The organism is Streptomyces sp. NPDC059009 (genome assembly GCF_042740175.1).
Lineage (GTDB): Bacteria > Actinomycetota > Actinomycetes > Streptomycetales > Streptomycetaceae > Streptomyces.
In genome coordinates this window covers 1-19,476 of sequence record NZ_JBHYJB010000074.1, presented here as the reverse complement: position 1 = coordinate 19,476, position 19,476 = coordinate 1, and the positions used below count along the sequence as shown (strand labels likewise).

General features: G+C 70.4%; 16 protein-coding genes. 13 read left to right on the top strand and 3 right to left on the bottom strand.

All coding sequences use genetic code 11. The features are described from left to right. The first annotated feature begins 163 nt into the window (after positions 1 to 163). The 6 genes from ACFWYM_RS43405 (at position 164) to ACFWYM_RS43380 (ending at position 6,337) form a co-directional block, all read left to right on the top strand. Positions 164 to 586, top strand: a complete 423-nt coding sequence (locus tag ACFWYM_RS43405) for a hypothetical protein (protein ID WP_384850864.1) — start codon at positions 164 to 166, stop codon at positions 584 to 586. Between the two features lie 52 nt (positions 587 to 638). After that, positions 639 to 1,538 carry a TatD family hydrolase gene (locus ACFWYM_RS43400; RefSeq protein WP_384850862.1) on the top strand — a complete coding sequence of 300 codons (900 nt, stop codon included), beginning with the start codon at positions 639 to 641 and terminating at the stop codon, positions 1,536 to 1,538. A gap of 191 nt (positions 1,539 to 1,729) precedes the next feature. Continuing rightward, complete coding sequence (locus ACFWYM_RS43395; RefSeq protein ID WP_384850878.1) at positions 1,730 to 3,106, top strand: ubiquitin-like domain-containing protein; 1,377 nt, start codon at positions 1,730 to 1,732, stop codon at positions 3,104 to 3,106. 49 nt (positions 3,107 to 3,155) lie between these two features. Continuing rightward, positions 3,156 to 4,025: a 16S rRNA (adenine(1518)-N(6)/adenine(1519)-N(6))-dimethyltransferase RsmA gene (gene rsmA / locus ACFWYM_RS43390; RefSeq protein ID WP_384850860.1), complete on the top strand. Its 870-nt coding sequence runs from the start codon at positions 3,156 to 3,158 to the stop codon at positions 4,023 to 4,025. Beyond that, positions 4,022 to 4,909 (top strand): 4-(cytidine 5'-diphospho)-2-C-methyl-D-erythritol kinase, encoded by an 888-nt coding sequence (locus ACFWYM_RS43385; protein WP_384850858.1) that lies wholly within the window; start codon positions 4,022 to 4,024, stop codon positions 4,907 to 4,909. The genes rsmA and ACFWYM_RS43385 overlap by 4 nt, the downstream gene beginning before the upstream one ends. An 84-nt stretch (positions 4,910 to 4,993) precedes the next feature. Next, positions 4,994 to 6,337: an acyltransferase gene (locus ACFWYM_RS43380; RefSeq protein ID WP_384850856.1), complete on the top strand. Its 1,344-nt coding sequence runs from the start codon at positions 4,994 to 4,996 to the stop codon at positions 6,335 to 6,337. Here the strand turns inward: ACFWYM_RS43380 and ACFWYM_RS43375 are convergent. Then, positions 6,315 to 6,911, bottom strand: a complete 597-nt coding sequence (locus ACFWYM_RS43375) for a Uma2 family endonuclease (RefSeq protein WP_384850854.1) — start codon at positions 6,909 to 6,911, stop codon at positions 6,315 to 6,317. The genes ACFWYM_RS43380 and ACFWYM_RS43375 overlap by 23 nt on opposite strands. 157 nt (positions 6,912 to 7,068) lie before the next feature. Here ACFWYM_RS43375 and ACFWYM_RS43370 point away from each other — a divergent pair, with 157 nt between their 5' ends. The 4 genes from ACFWYM_RS43370 (at position 7,069) to ACFWYM_RS43355 (ending at position 13,901) form a co-directional block, all read left to right on the top strand. Next, the gene (locus ACFWYM_RS43370) at positions 7,069 to 8,904 is read left to right on the top strand and encodes an ABC-F family ATP-binding cassette domain-containing protein (protein ID WP_384850852.1); all 1,836 of its coding nucleotides are present in this window, start codon (positions 7,069 to 7,071) and stop codon (positions 8,902 to 8,904) included. Positions 8,905 to 9,049: 145 nt separating this feature from the next. Next, positions 9,050 to 10,873, top strand: coding sequence for a PQQ-binding-like beta-propeller repeat protein (locus ACFWYM_RS43365; RefSeq protein ID WP_384850850.1), 1,824 nt, complete (start codon positions 9,050 to 9,052; stop codon positions 10,871 to 10,873). Between the two features lie 58 nt (positions 10,874 to 10,931). Then, a complete protein-coding gene (locus ACFWYM_RS43360; RefSeq protein ID WP_384850848.1) occupies positions 10,932 to 12,854 on the top strand; it encodes a PQQ-binding-like beta-propeller repeat protein in 1,923 nt (640 codons plus the stop codon). A gap of 276 nt (positions 12,855 to 13,130) precedes the next feature. Next, entirely contained in the window at positions 13,131 to 13,901 is a 771-nt protein-coding gene (locus tag ACFWYM_RS43355; RefSeq protein ID WP_384850846.1) for a LuxR C-terminal-related transcriptional regulator, read from the top strand. 46 nt (positions 13,902 to 13,947) lie between these two features. Here ACFWYM_RS43355 and ACFWYM_RS43350 read toward each other — a convergent pair whose 3' ends face one another. Both ACFWYM_RS43350 and ACFWYM_RS43345 read right to left on the bottom strand, forming a co-directional pair. Continuing rightward, positions 13,948 to 14,232 (bottom strand): hypothetical protein, encoded by a 285-nt coding sequence (locus ACFWYM_RS43350; protein WP_384850844.1) that lies wholly within the window; start codon positions 14,230 to 14,232, stop codon positions 13,948 to 13,950. A gap of 18 nt (positions 14,233 to 14,250) precedes the next feature. After that, entirely contained in the window at positions 14,251 to 15,933 is a 1,683-nt protein-coding gene (locus ACFWYM_RS43345; protein WP_384850842.1) for a sodium:solute symporter family protein, read from the bottom strand. A gap of 220 nt (positions 15,934 to 16,153) precedes the next feature. Between ACFWYM_RS43345 and galT the strand changes: the two genes are divergently transcribed. Genes galT through galK form a run of 3 tightly spaced genes read left to right on the top strand, consistent with a single transcriptional unit; the run spans position 16,154 to position 19,352 of the window. Beyond that, positions 16,154 to 17,227 carry a galactose-1-phosphate uridylyltransferase gene (gene galT, locus ACFWYM_RS43340; protein ID WP_384850840.1) on the top strand — a complete coding sequence of 358 codons (1,074 nt, stop codon included), beginning with the start codon at positions 16,154 to 16,156 and terminating at the stop codon, positions 17,225 to 17,227. Next, positions 17,224 to 18,183, top strand: a complete 960-nt coding sequence (gene galE, locus ACFWYM_RS43335) for a UDP-glucose 4-epimerase GalE (protein WP_384850838.1) — start codon at positions 17,224 to 17,226, stop codon at positions 18,181 to 18,183. Before galT ends, galE begins: the two co-directional genes overlap by 4 nt. Before the next feature lie 23 nt (positions 18,184 to 18,206). Further along, a complete protein-coding gene (galK, locus tag ACFWYM_RS43330; RefSeq protein ID WP_384850836.1) occupies positions 18,207 to 19,352 on the top strand; it encodes a galactokinase in 1,146 nt (381 codons plus the stop codon). Positions 19,353 to 19,476: the final 124 nt, after the last annotated feature.

The window sequence follows — 19,476 nt, the reverse complement described above, 5'->3', positions numbered from 1 at the left end:
TTGCCTAAGGAAAGGCCAAATCGGCTCCAACTGTCGACAGCCCTGATGCGCTCGCTCCGGGAAAAGCGTCCACTGGTTGAAGGGACGCACCCGTCCCTCGCCTCCGGTCCGGGGAAAGAACCCCACCCCGGTAGCGCTTGTCCAGCGGACAAGAGGAGCTGGCATGAGTGAGATCGCAGACACCGGCCACTACACGACGGCCACCAATGTTGTTCATGAGTCGTATGCCTTCGCCTGCATGCGCTGCGGACACGGCTGGGAGCAGTCGTACGAAATAGAGCACCACATCGACGGCAAGGGCCACGAATTCGTGATGTACAAGGCCGACGGTGAGCATGTGCCGTCGCCTCTCACCCGGCCCACCTGTCTGAACTGCGGGGGCCACGTGGTGCGGATCATGCGGGCGGGGCAGGTGTCGTCGGTGCTGCGGATGATGCAGAAGCACTCCGTGCCGAAGCCGGCCAAGGAGCGGCCCGCCGACGCGGAGGCCGCAGAGGCCGCAGAGGCCGGGGGCGAGCCCGCGGCGCACAGCGAGCATCACTGGCACCTGTCGGACCTCCTCCACCCGTTCCGCAAGGGCGCCTGAGGCGCCCGGCACCGCAAGCGGGGGCCGAGGCGCCGCTCCGTAAGATCGGAGCATGCCTTCGAAAGCCTCCGACGCCGGGAAGAACACCGACAAGAACGCCGCGCCACCGCTCCCCGAACCCCTCGGGGTCGCGGTGGCCGACTCCCACACCCACCTCGACATGCAGTCGGGCACGGTCGAGGAGGGGCTCGCGAAGGCGGCCGCGGTCGGGGTGACCACGGTCGTCCAGGTCGGCTGTGACGTGAACGGCTCGCGCTGGGCGGCCAAGACGGCGGCCGCCCACGACGGCGTGCACGCGGCGGTCGCCCTGCACCCCAACGAGGCGCCGCGGATCGTCCTCGGCGACCCCGACGGATGGTCCCGGCAGGGCGCCCGTGAACCCCTCGGGGACGCGGGCCTGGACGCGGCGCTCGCCGAGATCGACCGGCTCGCGGCACTCCCGCACGTCAAGGGCGTCGGCGAGACCGGGCTCGACTACTTCCGCACGGGCCCGGAGGGCAAGGCCGCCCAGGAGCGGTCCTTCCGCGCCCACATCGAGATCGCCAAGCGGCACGGCAAGGCCCTCGTCATCCACGATCGCGAGGCGCACGAGGATGTGCTGCGGGTCCTGAAGGAGGAGGGCGCCCCCGAGCGCACCGTCTTCCACTGCTACTCGGGCGACGCGGCGATGGCCCAAGTCTGCGCGGAACACGGCTACTTCATGTCCTTCGCGGGCAACATGACCTTCAAGAACGCGCAGCCCCTGCGCGACGCCCTAGCCGTGGCCCCCCTCGAGCTGGTCCTCGTGGAGACCGACGCGCCCTTCCTGACCCCCGTCCCGTACCGCGGACGGCCTAACGCCCCCTATCTCATTCCGGTCACGCTCCGGGCGATGGCCGCGGTGCGGGGCATCGGAGAGGACGCCATGGCCGCGGCGATTTCGGCGAATACCGCCCGAGCCTTTGATTACTGACGGATAACGCCACACATCGCGCAGCCCAGGGCAACGCCGCGACACAGAGTAGTCGTGCTGCTTTGGAGAGTGACGCTCGCTCCGCTAGGTTCGCTCCGCCCGTCTTCAGCGGATTCCCTGGGAGCGTCGTCGTGAGCAGTTCGCGGTACGAGACGTACGAGCCGCCGTATGAGGCGTATCCGACGCCTGTGATGTCCCCGGCGCCTGCGGCGTCTCCGGCGTCGTACGAGCAGCCGCCGTACGGCGATACCTATCAACCCGCGTACGAGACACGGGAGTTCGCGGACGTGCAGGACTTCCCGCGGCAGTCGCCCGCGTCGGCCGCGTGGCACGCGGCGGGGCCCGATCCCGTGGCGGGCCCCGCACCCGTGGTCGGCCCCGAACCCGTGGTCGGCCCGCCCTCAGGGGGCCGGGCCGAGGCGCGCAAGGCCGCCCGCCGCAAGAAGGCCAGGACCTCCAAGGCGGCCCCCGAGCGGCCCGAGGCCCTGCGCCGGCTGCTGCCCCAGGCCCTCGTGGTGGCCTTCCTCGCGGGCGGCACCTCCGCGTTCGTCGCCACCGACAAGGCCGTCCAGCTCAGCGTCGACGGCAAGCCGCGCACCCTGCACACCTTCGCGGACGACGTGGGCGAGCTCCTCGCCGACGAGGGCGTCGACGTCGGCGCGCACGACATCGTGGCGCCCACCGCCACCACCGGCCTGACCAGCGGCGACGAGATCGCCGTCCGCTACGGTCGGCCCGTCGAGCTCACCCTGGACGGCCAGCGGCGCAAGGTGTGGACGACGGCGCACACGGTGGACGGCGCGCTCCGGCAGCTCGGGGTGCGCGCGGAGGGCGCGCATCTCTCGGCCTCGCGCTCCAAACGCATCGAGCGCGGGGGGCTCGACCTCGACGTCCGCACCGAACGCACCGTGACGATCATGGCGGACGGCCGTGAGCGGACCATCCGCACGAACGCGGCGACGGTGCGCGAGGCCGTCGAGGAGTCCGGGGTCACCCTGCACGGCCAGGACACCACGTCGGTGGCGCCCGCCAGCTTCCCGCGCGACGGCCAGACGGTCACCGTCATGCGGGTCACCGGCACCAAGGAGGTCCGCGAGGAGGCGATCCCCTACGACGTGCAGAAGACCCACGACTCCTCCCTGTTCACCGGCACACAGGTGGTGGAGCGCCAGGGCCACCAGGGCACGCGCCGGGTCACGTACGCGCTGCGCACCGTCAACGGCGTCAAGCAGAAGCCGAAGCGGATGCGGGCCGAGGTGGTGCGGGAGCCGCAGACCCAGGTCGTGCGGATCGGCACGAAGCCCATGCCGACGTCGGTCGCCGGGGCGGACGGGCTCAACTGGAGCGGGCTCGCCCACTGCGAGTCGGGCGGGCGCCCGAGCGCGACGGATGCCTCCGGCACGTACGGGGGGCTCTACCAGTTCGACACCCGCACGTGGCAGAGCCTGGGCGGCTCCGGCCGCCCCCAGGACGCCCCGGCCACGGAGCAGACCTTCCGCGCGAAGAAGCTGTATGTGTCGCGGGGGGCGAGCCCTTGGCCGCACTGCGGGCGGCGGCTGCACGGGTAGGGGGCCGCTGCTGCCCACAGCGGTACCGGCGCCCCCGTACCCTTACCAGGTGAGCACGACAGAGCCCGACCCCCTCCTCGGCCCCGCCGACATCCGCGAACTGGCCGCTGCCCTGGGCGTTCGCCCGACCAAGCAGCGCGGCCAGAACTTCGTCATCGACGCCAACACGGTCCGCCGCATCGTCCGCACCGCGGAGGTCCGCCCCGACGACGTCGTCGTCGAGGTCGGCCCCGGCCTCGGCTCGCTGACCCTCGCCCTCCTGGAGGCCGCGGACCGCGTCACCGCCGTGGAGATCGACGACGTGCTCGCCGCCGCACTCCCCGCGACCGTCGAGGCCCGCATCCCCGCCAAGAAGGACCGCTTCGCGCTGGTCCACTCGGACGCGATGCTGGTGCGCGAGCTCCCGGGCCCCGCCCCGACCGCCCTGGTCGCCAACCTCCCGTACAACGTCGCGGTCCCGGTCCTGTTGCACATGCTCGACCAGTTCCCGACCATCGAGCGCACCCTCGTCATGGTCCAGGCGGAGGTCGCCGACCGGCTCGCGGCCGCGCCGGGCTCGAAGGTGTACGGGGTGCCCTCGGTGAAGGCCAACTGGTACGCGGAGGTGAAGCGCGCCGGATCGATCGGGCGCAACGTCTTCTGGCCCGCACCGAACGTCGACTCCGGCCTCGTCTCGCTCGTGCGCCGCACCGAGCCGGTCAGGACCACCGCCTCCAAGCACGAGGTCTTCGCGGTCGTCGACGCCGCCTTCGCCCAGCGCCGCAAGACACTGCGCGCCGCCCTGTCCGGGTGGGCGGGCAGCGCGGCCGCCGCCGAGGCCGCCCTGGTCGCGGCGGGCGTCTCGCCGCAGGCACGCGGGGAGGCCCTGACGGTGGAGGAGTTCGCGCGCATCGCGGAGCACAAGGAGCCCGGCGCATGAGTGTGACCGTACGCGTCCCCGCGAAGGTCAACGTCCAGCTGGCCGTGGGCCCCGCCCGCCCCGACGGCTTCCACGACCTCGCCAACGTCTTCCTCGCCGTCGGCCTGTACGACGAGGTCACGGTGACGGAGGCGGCGGAGCTCACCGTCACCTGCGAGGGCCCGGGGGCGGACCAAGTCCCCCTGGACCGCACCAACTTGGCGGCCCGCGCCGCCGAACTCCTCGCCACCCGCCACGGCCGCACCGCCGACGTCCACATCCACATCGCCAAGGACATCCCCGTCGCGGGCGGCATGGCGGGCGGCAGCGCGGACGGCGCGGGCGCCCTCCTGGCCTGCGACGCCCTCTGGGGTACGGGTGCCTCGCGCGCCGAACTCCTCGACATTTGCGCCGAGTTGGGCAGCGACGTACCGTTCAGCCTGGTCGGCGGCGCCGCCCTCGGCACGGGGCGCGGCGAGCAGCTGCGCGAGCTGGCGGTGGGCGGCGACTTCCACTGGGTCTTCGCCCCGGCCGACGGCGGACTCTCCACGCCCGCGGTCTACCGCGAGTTCGACCGGCTCACCCCGGACGCGCCCGCCCCCGAGGCGTCCCCCGCGCTCCTGGACGCCCTGCGCACGGGCGACGCGAAGGCCCTCGCGGACACGATGGCCAACGACCTGCAGCCCGCCGCGCTCTCCCTCTTCCCGTCCCTCACCGAGACGCTCGCCGCCGGGACGGACGCGGGCGCCCTGGCCGCGCTCGTCTCCGGCTCCGGCCCGACGACGGCGTTCCTCGCGCAGGACGCGGCGTCGGCGCGCCGGATCGCGGACGCGCTCCTTCGCTCGGGCACGTGCCGGACGGCGCGGGTGGCGACGGCGCCCGCCTCAGGGGCCACGGTTCTCTAGTTGCCCGGATCTCCAGGTACTCAGACGCCCATCTGAGTACGGGCACGCTGACGCCGCGTACGGTCGGCGCGCGACCGTACGGGCATGAGTGCAAGCGTTCGCGAACTGGCCGACAGGACACCCACGGGGCGGGACCGGTACATCGACTTCCTGCGGGTCGCCTCGCTCGGCACGGTCGTCGCCGGGCACTGGCTGATGGCGGCGGTGACCGTGGGGGACGACGGGAAGGCGGCGGTCGGCAACCTCCTGGCGGTCGTCCCGGAGCTCCAACTCCTCACCTGGGCCCTGCAGATCATGCCGGTGTTCTTCTTCGTCGGCGGCTTCGCGCACACGCTCTCGTACCGCTCGCTGGCTCGGAAGTCCGGGGGCGGATCGGTCTACTCGGCGTTCCTGCGCGCCCGCCTCCAGCGGCTGCTGCGCCCCACGATGGTGTTCATAGGAGTGTGGGGCGCGGCCGCTCTCGGGCTTCAACTCTTTGGCGGGCACGGGGCGTTGCTGGACGTCTCGCTGCGCCTGGTCGCCCAGCCGCTCTGGTTCATCGGCATCTACCTGGCGATGGTGGCGTTCACGCCGCCGCTGCTGAGGCTGCACGAGCGGTACGGGTGGGGCGCGTTCGCGGGACTCGTCGCGGCGGCGGGCGCGGTGGACCTGGCGCGCTTCGCCTTCGGCGTTCCCTACGTTGAGTTCCTCAACTTCGCCTTCGTCTGGCTGGCGGTTCATCAGCTCGGATTCCTGGGCGCGGACGGGAAGTTGAGGCTTCCGCTGCTGCTCGCCGGGGCGGGCCTCGCGGGCGCGGTGGTGCTGGTGGCCTTCGGCCCGTATCCCCTCTCCATGGTCGGCATGCCCGGCGAGAAGGTCTCCAACATGGCCCCGCCCACCTTCGCCCTGCTCTGCCACGGCCTGTGGCTGGTCGGCGCGGTGCGGCTGGCGCGGGGGCCGGTGTCGCGGTGGCTGGCGCGCCCCCGGGTGTGGCGGGGTGTGGTGGCCGCGAACGGCGTCTCCATGACGGCGTTCCTGTGGCACCTCACAGCGATGCTCGGGGTGTACGGGGTGCTGCTCGCCCTCGACGTGCCGCTGCCGGAGCCCGCGAGCGGGGCGTGGTGGGCGCAGGTGCCGCTGCGGATGGTGGCGGCGGGTGCGCTCACGGTGGGTCTTGTGGCGGTGTTCCGGCGCTTCGAACGGCCGGGTGCGGTACGGGAGTTGGCCGCGGCGGGGGCTCGGATGTCCGGCCCGGCGGCCGCGCTCGGTGTCACCCTCTGCCTCTTCGGGATCCTCGGCCTGTCGATGGTCGGCTTCGGGGGGCTGCTTGAGGGGCGCACGGCCTTGCTGGTCGCCGTGCATGTGACGGCGCCGGTGGCGGTGGGGATGGCTGTGGTGGGGTGGGGGCTGGTGGAGGGGGCGGGGGTTACAGGGCGTCGATGGCGGTGAGGTCGATGTCGATGGGGTAGGGCTTGCTGATTTTGATCTGATCGCGGTGCAGGCCCATGTGGACGTACGCTTTGGTCATGGGGTCGAGTTCGTAGACGTGGATGACGGGCCGCCGTGTGGCCCCGCTCTGCTCGACACGCCAGAAGTTAGGGATCCCGGCGGCGGCGTACTTCTGGGGCTTGGTCGTGCGGTCGCGGGACTCCGATTCCGGGGACACGACCTCGATGGCCAGGAGTACGTCCTGTACTGGGAAGCGGCTCAGGTCGTCATCGGTGATTGCGGAAGCACGGATGATGCTGATGTCGGGCTCGGGAGCATTGCTCTTGTCGATCACCACGGTCATCTCGCGTACGACCTTCAGCTCTGACGGCAGAGTCTGCTCGAGGCCCCGTTCCAACAGCTTGATCGCGAGAAGGTGGCGGTAGCGCTGCGGACTCACGAAGATCAAGCTCCCGTCGATCAGCTCAGTGTGCGGCGGGAGATCGGGCAGCGCGAACAGGTCGTCCACGGTGTAGCCGTTCGGCGGCGGCACCGGCCAGCGCCCGTGCTGCTGCTCTACGGACTCGGCGGTCATGGTTCCTCCCATGGACGGGATCCTTCTGCCTGCCCTCAACGGTAGCGGCCCCATTCCGATCACGTCACTACAAAGAGTGACCAACCCCAAGCGCACCGCCCCCCACCCCCCACCGCCTACTCTTGAAGGCTGATCCATCCCTTCGTACAGGAGTGAAATGGCCGTCAACCTGGTCAATGTCGAGAACGTCAGCAAGGTGTACGGCACCCGTGCCCTGCTCGACGGCGTCTCTCTCGGCGTCTCCGAGGGGGACCGGATCGGTGTCGTCGGGCGCAACGGCGACGGGAAGACGACGCTCATCCGCATGCTCGCCAAGCTGGAGGAGGCCGACACCGGCCGCGTCACGCACAGCGGCGGGCTGCGTCTGGGCGTGCTGACCCAGCACGACTCGCTCGACCCTGCCGCCACCGTCCGGCACGAGGTCATCGGGGACCTCGCCGACCACGAGTGGGCGGGCAGCGCCCGGATCCGCGACGTGCTCACGGGACTGTTCGGCGGCCTCGACATGCCGGGCTTCCCGCAGGGGCTCGACACCGTCATCGGCCCGCTCTCCGGCGGTGAGCGCCGCCGCATCGCGCTCGCCAAGCTGCTCATCGCCGACCCGGACCTGATCGTCCTCGACGAGCCCACCAACCACCTTGATGTGGAAGGCATTTCGTGGCTGGCCGGGCATCTGCGGGCCCGGCGGTCCGCGCTCGTCTGCGTCACCCACGACCGCTGGTTCCTCGACCAGGTCTGCACGCGCATGTGGGACGTGCAGAAGGGGGCCGTCTATGAGTACGAGGGCGGGTACTCCGACTATGTCTTCGCGCGGGCCGAGCGGGAGCGCATCGCCGCGACCGAGGAGGTCAAGCGGCAGAACCTGGTCCGCAAGGAGCTGGCCTGGCTGCGGCGCGGCGCCCCCGCCCGTACGTCCAAGCCGCGCTTCCGCGTCGAGGCCGCCAACGAGCTGATCAAGGACGTGCCGCCGCCCCGCGACACCAGCGAGCTGATGAAGTTCGCGACGACGCGGCTCGGCAAGACCGTCTTCGACCTGGAGGACGTGACCGTCCAGGCCGGGCCGAAGCTGCTGCTCAAGCATCTGACGTGGCAGCTCGGGCCCGGCGACCGCATCGGCCTCGTCGGGGTGAACGGCGCGGGCAAGACCTCCCTCCTTCGGGCCATGGCCGAGGCGGCGCGCTCCGAGGGCGACGTCCAGCCCGCCGCCGGCAAGGTCGCGGTCGGCAAGACCGTGAAGCTCGCCTATCTCTCCCAGGAGGTCGCCGAACTCGCCCCGACGCTCAGGGTGTTGGAGGCCGTGCAGGAGATCCGCGAGCGGGTCGACCTCGGCAAGGGCCGGGAGATGACCGCGGGCCAGCTCTGCGAGACGTTCGGCTTCAACAAGGAGAAGCAGTGGACGCCGGTCGGGGATCTCTCCGGTGGTGAGCGGCGCCGTCTTCAGCTGCTGCGGCTCCTCATGGACGAGCCCAACGTCCTCTTCCTCGACGAGCCGACCAACGACCTGGACATCGAGACCCTGACCCAGCTGGAGGACCTGCTCGACGGCTGGCCGGGCTCGATGATCGTGATCTCGCACGACCGGTTCTTCGTCGAGCGCACCACCGACCGCGTCTTCGCGCTGCTCGGCGACGCCACGATGCGGATGCTGCCGCGCGGCATCGACGAGTACCTGGAGCGGCGGCAGCGGATGGCGGAGGCGGCCGCTCCCAAGGCGCAGGGCCAGGGGCAGGGCCCGGCCGCCGCGCAGTCCGCGACGGCCGACGCCGCCAAGGCCGTCTCCGCCGCCGACGCCCGCGCCGCGAAGAAGGAGCTCCAGAAGATCGAGCGGCAGCTCGACAAGATTTCGGAGAAGGAATCCAAGCTCCACACCCAAATCGCCGATAACGCAACAGACTTCGAAAAGGTGGCCAAATTGGACGCCGAGTTGCGTGAACTGGTGGGGGAGCGCGAGGAGTTGGAAATGCGCTGGCTGGAGCTTGCGGAGGACGCGTAAAGCTCCAATAACAGACGCGTCACGGGCCGGTCCTCCCTTGGGTACAAGGCGAGGACCGGCCAGTTGTGCCAAGGGTTCAGGGTGATAGAAAGGGCGACCTGAGCACCACTTGGCGTGCCGAAAATCAGTGAAGGGGGAAGCGCTGATGACTCAGCCGCCCAACCAGCCGCCGCAGGGCGGTTTCGGAGCTCCGCAGGATCCACAGCAGCCGCAGGACGGGGCGCCGGGCCAGCCGCCGCAGACCCCGCCGCCGCCGGCGGGCCAGCCCGGCTACGGCTACCCGCAGACCCCGCCCGCCCCGCAGCCCGGGTACGGCTACCCGCAGAACGCCCCAGGTCAGCCGGGGCCCTACGGCACGCCGCCGCCCACCCAGCCCGGCCAGGCGGGCCCGTACGGCACGCCGCCGCCCACGCAGCCGGGCCAGCCCGGCCCGTACGGAGCGCAGCAGGGCCCGTACAACACCCAGCCCCAGTACGGCTATCAGCAGCCGACCACCCCCGGCGGCCCGGGCTTCCCCGGCACCCCGCCTCCCGGTGGCGGCGGTGGCCGGAACTTCTTCAAGGGCAAACCGGCCATGATCATCGCGGCGGCCCTCGCCGCGGTCGTCGTCATCGGCGGCACCGTCTGGGCGGTCACCAGCGGCGGCGATGACGACGACAAGCCCGCCGCGAAGAAGAAGGACCCCAAGCCCAGCGCCTCCGCCTCGGTCAACCCGGGCGACGGCAGCGGCGACGGCGGCGAGGAGCAGGAAGACCTCAACGCGGGCCGCCAGGCAGGCGAGTCGAAGGTGCTCTGGTACAAGGAGGCGCCCAAGGCGCCCACCAACGGAGCCGACGCCCCCGGCATGTGGGTCCAGGACGGCGTCGTCGTCAAGGCCGCCTACAAGCAGCTCTTCTCGTACGACCCGGAGACGGGCAAGGACAAGTGGGGCAAGACCGTCGACCTGCCCTACAAGATCTGCGGCGCCTCCCGGCAGCCCAGCAGCGACGGCAAGATCGTGGTCGCGTACATGAGCGGCACCAGCGACAAGGCCAAGTGCAACACGATCAAGGTGATCGACCTCGCGACCGGTGACTCGGACTGGACGAAGCCAGTGCCCAAAGAGGGCCTGTTCGACATCATGACGCAGCTGAACCTGTCGATCAGCGGCGACACCGTCACCGCGACGCGCATGGGCACCTCCAGCGCCTTCAGCCTCACCGACGGCAAGAAGCTTTTTGCGAAGCTGGACGGCTCCTGCCAGCCCGACGCGTACGCGGGCGGCGACAAGCTCATCGCGGTCGAGACCTGCGGCTCCGACCTGGAGAAGGAGCAGGTCCAGGAGATCGACCCGGCCAAGGGCAAGGCGAAGTGGACGCTGCCGGTCAACAAGGGCTGGAAGGTCAAGCGGGTCTACTCCACGAACCCGGTCGTTCTCTACATGGAGAACGAGAAGAAGAAGCAGTGGAACATCAGCACCCTGAACGACAAGGGCAAGGTCCGCTCGCAGGTGAAGGTCGACGAGACCTTCGCGCCCGAGTGCGGCTGGGCCGTGTTCGACCGTGATCTGCAGGGCTGCACCGGTGCGGTGGTCGCCGACGACACCCTCTACCTGCCCACCGAGGCGAAGAGCGGCGCCAACGAGATCGTCGCGATCGGCCTCGCCAACGGCAAGGAGAAGTGGCGCAAGAAGTCGCCCTCGGACGTCTCGATGCTGCCGCTGAAGGTGGAGGACGGCGCCGTGGTCGCGTACGTCGCCGCGAAGTACGGCGAGGGCGGCCAGGTCGTCTCGATCTCCACGTCCGGCTCGCACGCCACGAAGACCCTCCTGAAGAACCCGCAGGGGACGGCGGAGATCGAGAGCAGCTTCTACTCGAAGGCGATCGACTACGCGGACGGCCGCTTCTACATCTCCAGCACCCGGATCGGGGGCTCCTCCGTCAAGGAGGGCAAGGAGAAGCTGATGATCGCCTACGGCAGCGGCAAGTAGCCTCCGCCCCCTCCACCCGCACCACTTCCGTCCCCAAGGTCCCCAAGGGAAAGACGTCATGACGCAGCCGCCCCAGCCGCCCAACGAGCCCCAGCAGGGCGGGTTCGGAGCTCCGCAGAACCCGCCCCCGGGCGGTGGTTTCGGCGCGCCGCAGGCGCCCCAGACCCCGCCGCCCGCGCAGCCCCCCACGCCTCCGGCGGGCCCGCCCCCGCAGGCGCCCCAGGCTCCGCAGACCCCGCCGCCCCCGCCGCCCCCGCCGCCGGGCCAGCCCGCGACGCCGCCCCCGGCTCCGCAGGACGCCCAGCCCGGCTACGGCTACCCGCAGACCGCTCCCGGCCAGCCCCCGGGCTACGGCTACCCGCAGACGGCCCCCGGCCAGCCGGGCCCGTACCCGGGTCAGCCGGGCCCCTACCCGGGCCAGCCCGGGCAGCCCGCGCAGTACGGCGGGTACCCGCAGCCGGGGCAGCACGGTCAGGCGACCATGCCGATGACTCCGCAGGCCACGGCCACGGCCCCGGGCGGCGGCGGCAAGAAGGTCAACTCCCAGATGGCGATCATCATCGCGGCGGTCGTGGCCATCGCGCTGATCGTCGGCGGCGGCGTCTTCTACGCGTCCACGAAGGACGACGACTCCAAGAAGGACACCGCTCAGGGCGAGGAGAGCAAGAGCGGCGGCAAGGACGGCAAGGACGGCGGCGAGGGCGGCGGCGACGCCCCGCCCGCCCAGGGCCCCGCCAAGGAGAAGGCCCCGTCGAACCCGGCGGCCCAGGTCTCCCTGCAGCTGCCCCAGCCGACGGTGCCGGACAAGGCGACGTGGAGCACCAAGGGCTCCTGGCTGACCGACGACATGTACGCCAAGTCGGGCGTCAACGAGATCGTCGGCTACACCGCGGACGACGGCAAGGAGAAGTGGACCCTGCCGCTGACCGGCCAGACCTGCGCGGGCTCCCGTGAGGTCACCGAGGACGGGCTCGCCGCCGTGGTCCACGAGGAGGCCAAGCGGAAGAAGGACGGCGACTACCAGCCCTGCACCAAGGTCACGCTGTTCAACGTGAACACCGGCCAGAAGCTCTGGACCAAGAGCGCCGAGACCAGCGGCCGCGCGTCGACCTTCCAGGAGGTCACGATCTCCGGCACCACGGTCGCGGTCGGCGGGCTCCAGGGCGGCGCCGCCTGGAACACCGCGGGCAAGGAGCTGTGGGGCCCCTCCGTCGGCAAGTGCGAGGACAAGGGCTATGCGGGCGGCGACCAGCTCGTGGCGCTGCGCAAGTGCGGGACGTACGGCGACGAGCAGCTGAAGGTCGAGCTGCTCGACCCGAAGACGGGCAAGGCCAAGTGGTCCTACCCGCTGACCCGTGGCATCAAGTGGGCCAGCATCATCTCGACCAACCCGGTCGTCTTCGGACAGGCGACGGGTGAGGACGCGACGGACGCCACCGACATCTTCTCCCTGGACAACAAGGGCGCGATGCGCGGCAAGGTCACGCTGGACGAGAAGAAGTACGACCACGACTGCGAGATCACGCGGGTGTACTCCTGCAGCGGCATCGCCGTGGGCAACGACAAGCTGTACATCCCGACCCGCCAGCACGAGAGCGGCGGCGACTCCTACGGCATGACCAACGAGATCGTGTCCTTCTCGCTGGCCACCGGGAAGTCGACGGGCGACCGCATCGACGCGGGCAAGGACGGCGAGATCCGCCCGATCCGGATGGACGGCCCCAACCTCCTCGCGTACAAGGACTCCGGCTACAACCAGGGCGCCCAGGTCGTCTCGATCGACGGCAAGTCCCTGAAGGAGACCAAGCTCCTGGAGACCCCGTCGAGCGAGCAGGTCGTGGACACGATCAGCGGCATGACCCCGACCCAGGGCGAGCTGCTGTACACCAACGGCCACCTGTACCTGGGCAAGGAGCTCATCAGCAAGCCGTACTCGAAGGACGAGAAGGAGTACGTGGCGCTGGGCTTCCGGGCTCAGTAGCACCAACCGGCCTGCAAGGAAGGCCAGTCAGCCTGTCCCATCGGGCAATTCGCGGTCACTGCGGCCCCGTTCCTCACCGGAGCGGGGCCGCTTCCGTACAGCCCTGCCCGCCCGTACCTCGCATCACCCCCCAATGGCCGGGATTTCGGCATTCCGGGCCGCATCTGGGCGGTAGGGGGCGCGCAACGTCGAACAAGCGTGTAGCTTCCGGGGGATGGAGGGCCGGGGGGCTCCCGATCCGTGGGGGATCAGTGGGGGAAGGTGGGGGGTTGCTCTATGGGTGTGCGGCTCATGGTGGTCGACGATCACCGACTGCTCGCCGAGGCGCTCGCCTCGGCACTGAAACTGCGCGGCCACCGCGTGCTCGCCGCGGCCGCGCCCGCGGCCGGCGCGGCCGAACTGGTCATCAGCAGGGCCCCCGAGGTCTGCCTGCTCGGCACGGCGACCCCCGCCGAGCCCGGCATGTTCGACCCGGTCGTGCGGATCAAGAGGGAGCGGCCGCAGGTCGCCGTGGTGGTGCTCGGCCCGGTGCCGAGCCCGCGCGGGATAGCCGCCGCGTTCGCCGCCGGGGCCTCCGGTTACGTACGTCATGACGAGCGCATCGAAGGCGTGGAGCGGGCCATCATGAAGGCGAGAGCCGGTGAGGCCGCCGTGGCGCCCCAGTTGCTCCAGGGGGCCTTCAGCGAGCTCCTCAACCCGGCGGTGCAGCCCGACGACGAGGGGCAGCGGCTGCTCCAGATGCTCACGCCGAGGGAGGTGGAGGTGCTCGTACGGGTCGCGGACGGGGAGGACACCCGGCTGATCGCGGCCGGGATGGGCATCGCCCCGAGCACGGCGCGCACGCATGTGCAGCGGGTGCTGATGAAGCTCGGCGTCGGCTCCCGCCTCGAAGCGGCCGCGCTCGCCGCCCGCACCGGTCTCCTCGACCGCGCCGAACGCCCCCCGGCGCCCGGCCGGTTCACGGACGGCACGCAGAACGGCAACCACGTGAACAACACCGACAACGGCGGCGGCACGACGACGGGGCCGGAGCCACCTCAGCGGTGAACTCCGGCCCCGAGTACTGCGGTTACCCGTCCTGGTGCTCGTCCTGCTACTCGGACGTCTCGTCCTGCGGCGGGGGCGGCGCGATCGGGCGCAGCTTCAGCCAGACCAGGAAGAAGAGGCCGAGGGCCAGCATGGCCAGGCCCGTCCACAGGTTGATGTTGATGTCCTCGGCCTTCTTCAGGTCGGCGTCGGACGCGGTGATCCCGGCGATGGTCACGATGACGCCGTAGAGGACGAACAGGCCGCCGATGATGCGCCGGATGTCGAAGAGCCGGGCCGCGGTGGCGGACTTGGCCTCCAGCTCGGAGACTTCTTGCTGCAGATCAGACATGGGGACTCTCGCCTCCGATCAGAAGGAGTAGGGGACGTAGCAGGCCGCGGCGAGCACGATCGCGCCCCAGCCGAGCAGCGCGGGCCTGCGATACCAGGCGTTGTCGCCCTCGGCGGGCGGCTCCTCCATGCCGGGCGAGGCCGTCCCGTAGACCAGACCGGCCAGCTCCGCCTCCGGCTTGGGCGCCGTGAAGAGCGTGACGGCGACCATCACGACCGCACCGGCGACGAAGCCGACGATCGCGGAGACGAAGTTGGCGCCCTGGTCGGTGGGGATGTCGATGACGCCCTGCTTGTAGATCCAGAAGTAGTTGACCATCGCGGCCGTGGTGCCCGCGAGCAGGCCCCAGACGCCGGACTTCATGGAGGCCCGCTTCCAGAACATGCCGATGATGAAGACCACGAACATCGGGACGTTGAAGAAGGAGAACAGGGTCTGCAGGTAGCCCATGATGTTCGAGAACGACGAGGCGATGAACGCCGTGCCGATCGAGGCGAGCACACCGATCGCGGTGATGAGGCGGCCGAACTTCAGGTAGTAGCCGTCGGGCTTGTCGGTCTTCACGTACTTGGCCCAGATGTCGTACGTGAACACGGTGTTGAAGGACGACACGTTGGCCGCCATGCCCGCCATGAAGGCGGCGAGCAGACCGGTGACCGCGATGCCGAGCACACCGTTCGGCAGCAACTCCTGCATCAGATAAGGAATCGCGTCGTTGTAGGTGAGCCCCGAGCCCGCCGTGCCGATCTTCGGGACGAGGACGGCGGCGACCAGGCCCGGGATCATCACCAGGAAGACGATGAAGATCTTCGGGAAGGCGGCGATCAGGGGCGTGCGCTGGGCGGCGCTCAGGTTCTTCGCGGACAGGGCGCGCTGCACCTCGGCGAAGTTGGTCGTCCAGTAGCCGAAGGAGAGCACGAAGCCCAGGCCGAGGATGATCGTGAGCCAGTTCGCGCCGAGCGGGTTGCCGTCCCCGATGCCCGTACCGCCCCATGCGGTGAGGAAGTTGTCGCCGTGCTGCTTCTCCAGGGAGCCGGTGAGGCCGTCCCAGCCGCCGACCTTCTTCATGCCGATGACGCAGATCGGGATGAGCGCGGCGAGGATCACGAAGAACTGCAGGACCTCGTTGTAGATCGCGGACGACAGACCACCGATGGTGATGTACGCGAGCACGAAGAGACCGGCGACGACGATCGCCACCCACTGCGGCCAGCCGAGCAGCGCCTCGACGACGATGGCCAGGGCGTAGAGGTTCACACCCGCGATGAGCACGGCCGCGAAGGCGAAGAGCGCGGAGCTCAGCAGGTGCGCGGACTTGTCGAACCGCTGGAGCAGGAACTCGGGGACCGAGCGGACCTTGCTGCGGTAGTAGAAGGGCATCATCACGAGGCCCAGGAAGACCATCGCCGGGATGGCGCCGATCCAGTACCAGTGGACGACCGCGACGCCGTACTGGGCGCCGGTGGCCGCCATGCCCAGGATCTCCGTGGCACCGAGGTTGGCGGCGACGAAGGCGAGGCCGGTGACCCAGGCGGGCAGGGAGCGGCCCGAGAGGAAGAAGTCGAGGCTCGTCTTCACGGAGCGCCTGGCGGCGAAGCCGATGCCGAGGACGACCACGAAGTAGATCGCGAGGATCGCGTAGTCGAGGCCGTTGGTGGGCAGCCGGAGCCCCTCGGCCAGGGTTTGAGTGGGGGACTGCATGCGTGAACTCGCTTCGTTGCGCGAACTGATCAGTCGGGAACCTACGCCGCACTTTTCAATAAGTGAACAGTTCGCGTGATGTTCTTTGTTTGATTGTGACCGGAACCTCGTCGCAGTCGCCCACAGTGAGCGCACAGTCTCTTGACTGCCCTGGTGGGTCGTGGTTTGTTATGTGCGGTTCTGTTTAGTGGGTAGTGGGTGTTGGTGAGGAGCCCTGAACGTGAAGAAGACCTCGACCCGTCTCGCCGACGGTCGTGAGCTCATCTACTACGACGCGCGCGACGACTCGGTGCGCGCGGCGGTCGACCGGCGCCCCCTCGACCCGATCTCCACCGCGTCGCAGATCCGCGAGGACCCCCTCCTCGGCGACGCGGTGGCCATCGCCTCGCACCGCCAGGGCCGCACCTACCACCCCCCGGCCGACGAGTGCCCCCTCTGCCCGTCGGCCGGGGGGCGCATGAGCGAGATCCCCGACTCCTCGTACGACGTCGTGGTCTTCGAGAACCGCTTCCCCTCGCTCGCGGGCGACAGCGGCCGCTGCGAGGTCGTCTGCTTCACCTCCGACCACGACGCGTCCTTCGCGGACCTCACCGAGGAGCAGGCCCGCCTGGTCCTCGACGCCTGGACGGACCGCACCGCCGAGCTGTCCCATCTCCCGTCCGTGGAGCAGGTGTTCTGCTTCGAGAACCGCGGCGCCGAGATCGGCGTGACCCTCGGCCACCCGCACGGCCAGATCTACGGCTACCCCTTCACCACCCCGCGCACGGCCCTGATGCTGCGCTCGCTCGCCGCCCACAAGGAGAAGACCGGCGGCGCCAACCTCTTCGACGACGTCGTGGCCCGCGAGCGCGCGGGGGAGCGGGTCGTCCTCGAGGGCGAGCACTGGGTGGCCTTCGTGCCGTACGCGGCGCACTGGCCCTACGAGGTGCACCTCTACCCCAAGCGCCGGGTGCCGGACCTGCTCGCCCTCGACGAGGTGGCGCGCACAGAGTTCCCCCAGCTCTATCTGGAACTCTTGCGACGCTTCGACCGGATCTTCGACGGGCCGGGCGAGGGGGAGAAGGGAGACCCCGTGCCGTACATCGCCGCCTGGCACCAGGCGCCGTTCACGGCCGATCTCGGCGCGGGCGTCAACCGCGACGACTTCGCGCTCCACCTCGAACTTTTCACGATCCGCCGCACTTCGGGCAAGCTGAAGTTCCTCGCGGGTTCCGAATCCGGCATGAGTGTGTTCATCAACGACGTGCCGCCGGAAGCCGCGGCCCAGCGACTGCGAGAGGTAGCGAGTTCATGAGCGGGAAGTACCTGGTCACGGGTGGTGCGGGCTATGTCGGCAGCGTGGTCGCCCAGCATCTCCTCGAGGCCGGCCACCAGGTGACCGTCCTCGACAACCTCTCGACCGGGTTCCGCGAGGGCGTACCGGCGGGCGCGGAGTTCATCGAGGGCGACATCCGGGATGCCGCCAAGTGGCTGGACTCCTCGTACGACGCGGTGCTGCACTTCGCCGCGTTCTCGCAGGTCGGCGAGTCCGTGATCAAGCCCGAGAAGTACTGGGACAACAACGTCGGCGGCACCATGGCGCTGCTCGCGGCGATGCGCGACGCGGAGGTCCGCACCCTCGTCTTCTCGTCCACGGCCGCGACGTACGGCGAGCCGGTGAACACCCCCATCACCGAGACCGACCCCACCGCCCCCACCTCCCCCTACGGCGCCTCGAAGCTCGCCGTCGACCACATGATCACCGGTGAGGCGGCCGCCCACGGCCTGGCCGCGGTCTCGCTGCGCTACTTCAACGTGGCGGGCGCATACGGGGAGTGCGGCGAGCGCCACGACCCCGAGTCGCACCTGATCCCGCTGGTCCTCCAGGTCGCCCAGGGCAGGCGCGAGGCGATCTCGGTCTTCGGTGACGACTACCCGACGCCGGACGGCACCTGCATCCGCGACTACATCCACGTCGCGGACCTGGCCGAGGCCCACCTCCTCGCCGTCACCGCCGCCCGCTCCGGCGAGCACCTGATCTGCAACCTCGGCAACGGCAACGGCTTCTCCGTACGGGAGGTCATCGAGACCGTCCGCACGGTCACCGGCCACCCGATCCCCGAGGTGACCGCGGGGCGCCGCGGCGGCGACCCGGCGGTCCTGGTCGCGTCCGCGGACACCGCGCGCACGCGGCTCGGCTGGAACCCGTCCCGCGCGGACCTCGCGGGCATCGTCGCGGACGCATGGGCGTTCGCTCAGCGGACTCAGTGAACTCGGCGAAGGGGATGTGACCGGTGGACGTGGCTGGGGAGTTCAAGGACCTGTACGGGTACGCGCCCGAGGGCGTGTGGGCGGCACCCGGCCGCGTCAACCTCATCGGTGAGTACACCGACTTCAACGAGGGCTTCGTGATGCCCCTGGCGCTGCCGCACGTCGCTGTGGCGGCGGTCGGCCGCCGCTCCGACGGAATCCTGCGCCTCCACTCGGCGGACATCGACGAGCCGGTGGCCGAGCTGGCGGTGGACACCCTCACCCCACTGTCCGGCGGCGGCTGGGCGGCGTACCCGGCGGGCGTGGTGTGGGCGCTGCGCGAGGCGGGCCACGCGGTGGACGGCGGCGCGGACATCCACCTGTCCTCCACGGTGCCGACGGGCGCGGGCCTCTCGTCGTCGGCGGCGCTGGAGGTGGTGACGGCGCTGGCCCTCAACGACCTGTACGAACTCGGCCTCTCCCGCCCCGAGTTGGCGCTGCTCGCCCAGCGCGCCGAGAACGCTTTCGTGGGCGTCCCCTGCGGCGTGATGGACCAGACGGCGTCTGCCTGCTGCGTGGACGGCCACGTACTGCACCTGGACTGCCGGGACCTGTCGATACGCCAGGTCCCCTTCGACCTGGAGTCGCAGGGACTGCGCCTGCTCGTGGTGGACACCCGGGTGAAGCACGCGCTGGGGGACGGGGCGTACGCGGAGCGGCGGGAGGGCTGCGAGACGGGCGCGCGACAGCTCGGGGTCTCGCATCTGCGGGACGTCGACTACGCCGAACTCCCCTCTGCACTGGACCGGTTGAACGACGAGCGCATACGTCGCTACGTCCGCCACGTCGTCTCGGACGACCAGCGGGTGGCCCGGGTGATGGCGCTGCTCGACGCGGGTGATGTGCGCGGGATCGGCCCCGTCCTGACGGAGGGCCACGCCTCGCTCCGCGACGATCTGCGGATCTCCTGCCCGGAGTTGGACCTCGTCGTTTCGAGTGCGAACGGTGCGGGGGCGCTGGGGGCTCGGATGACGGGGGGCGGGTTCGGGGGGTCTGCGGTTGTTCTTGTGGAGGAGGGGGACGCGGAGGCTGTCGCCAAGTCGGTGCGCGCCGCCTTCGAGGGCGCCGGGTTCACGGCGCCGCGGGTCTTTCCTGCGGTGGCGTCGCCGGGTGCGCGTCGCCTGGTTTGATCCTTTCCCCGATCCCGCCCCTTCCCGAAACCGCTGCCGCGGCCCTGAGTTGCCCTGTATCGCCTCAAGGGCTCGTCCTCAAGCGCCGGACGGGCTAGAGATAGCCCGTCCGGCGATTGAGGAC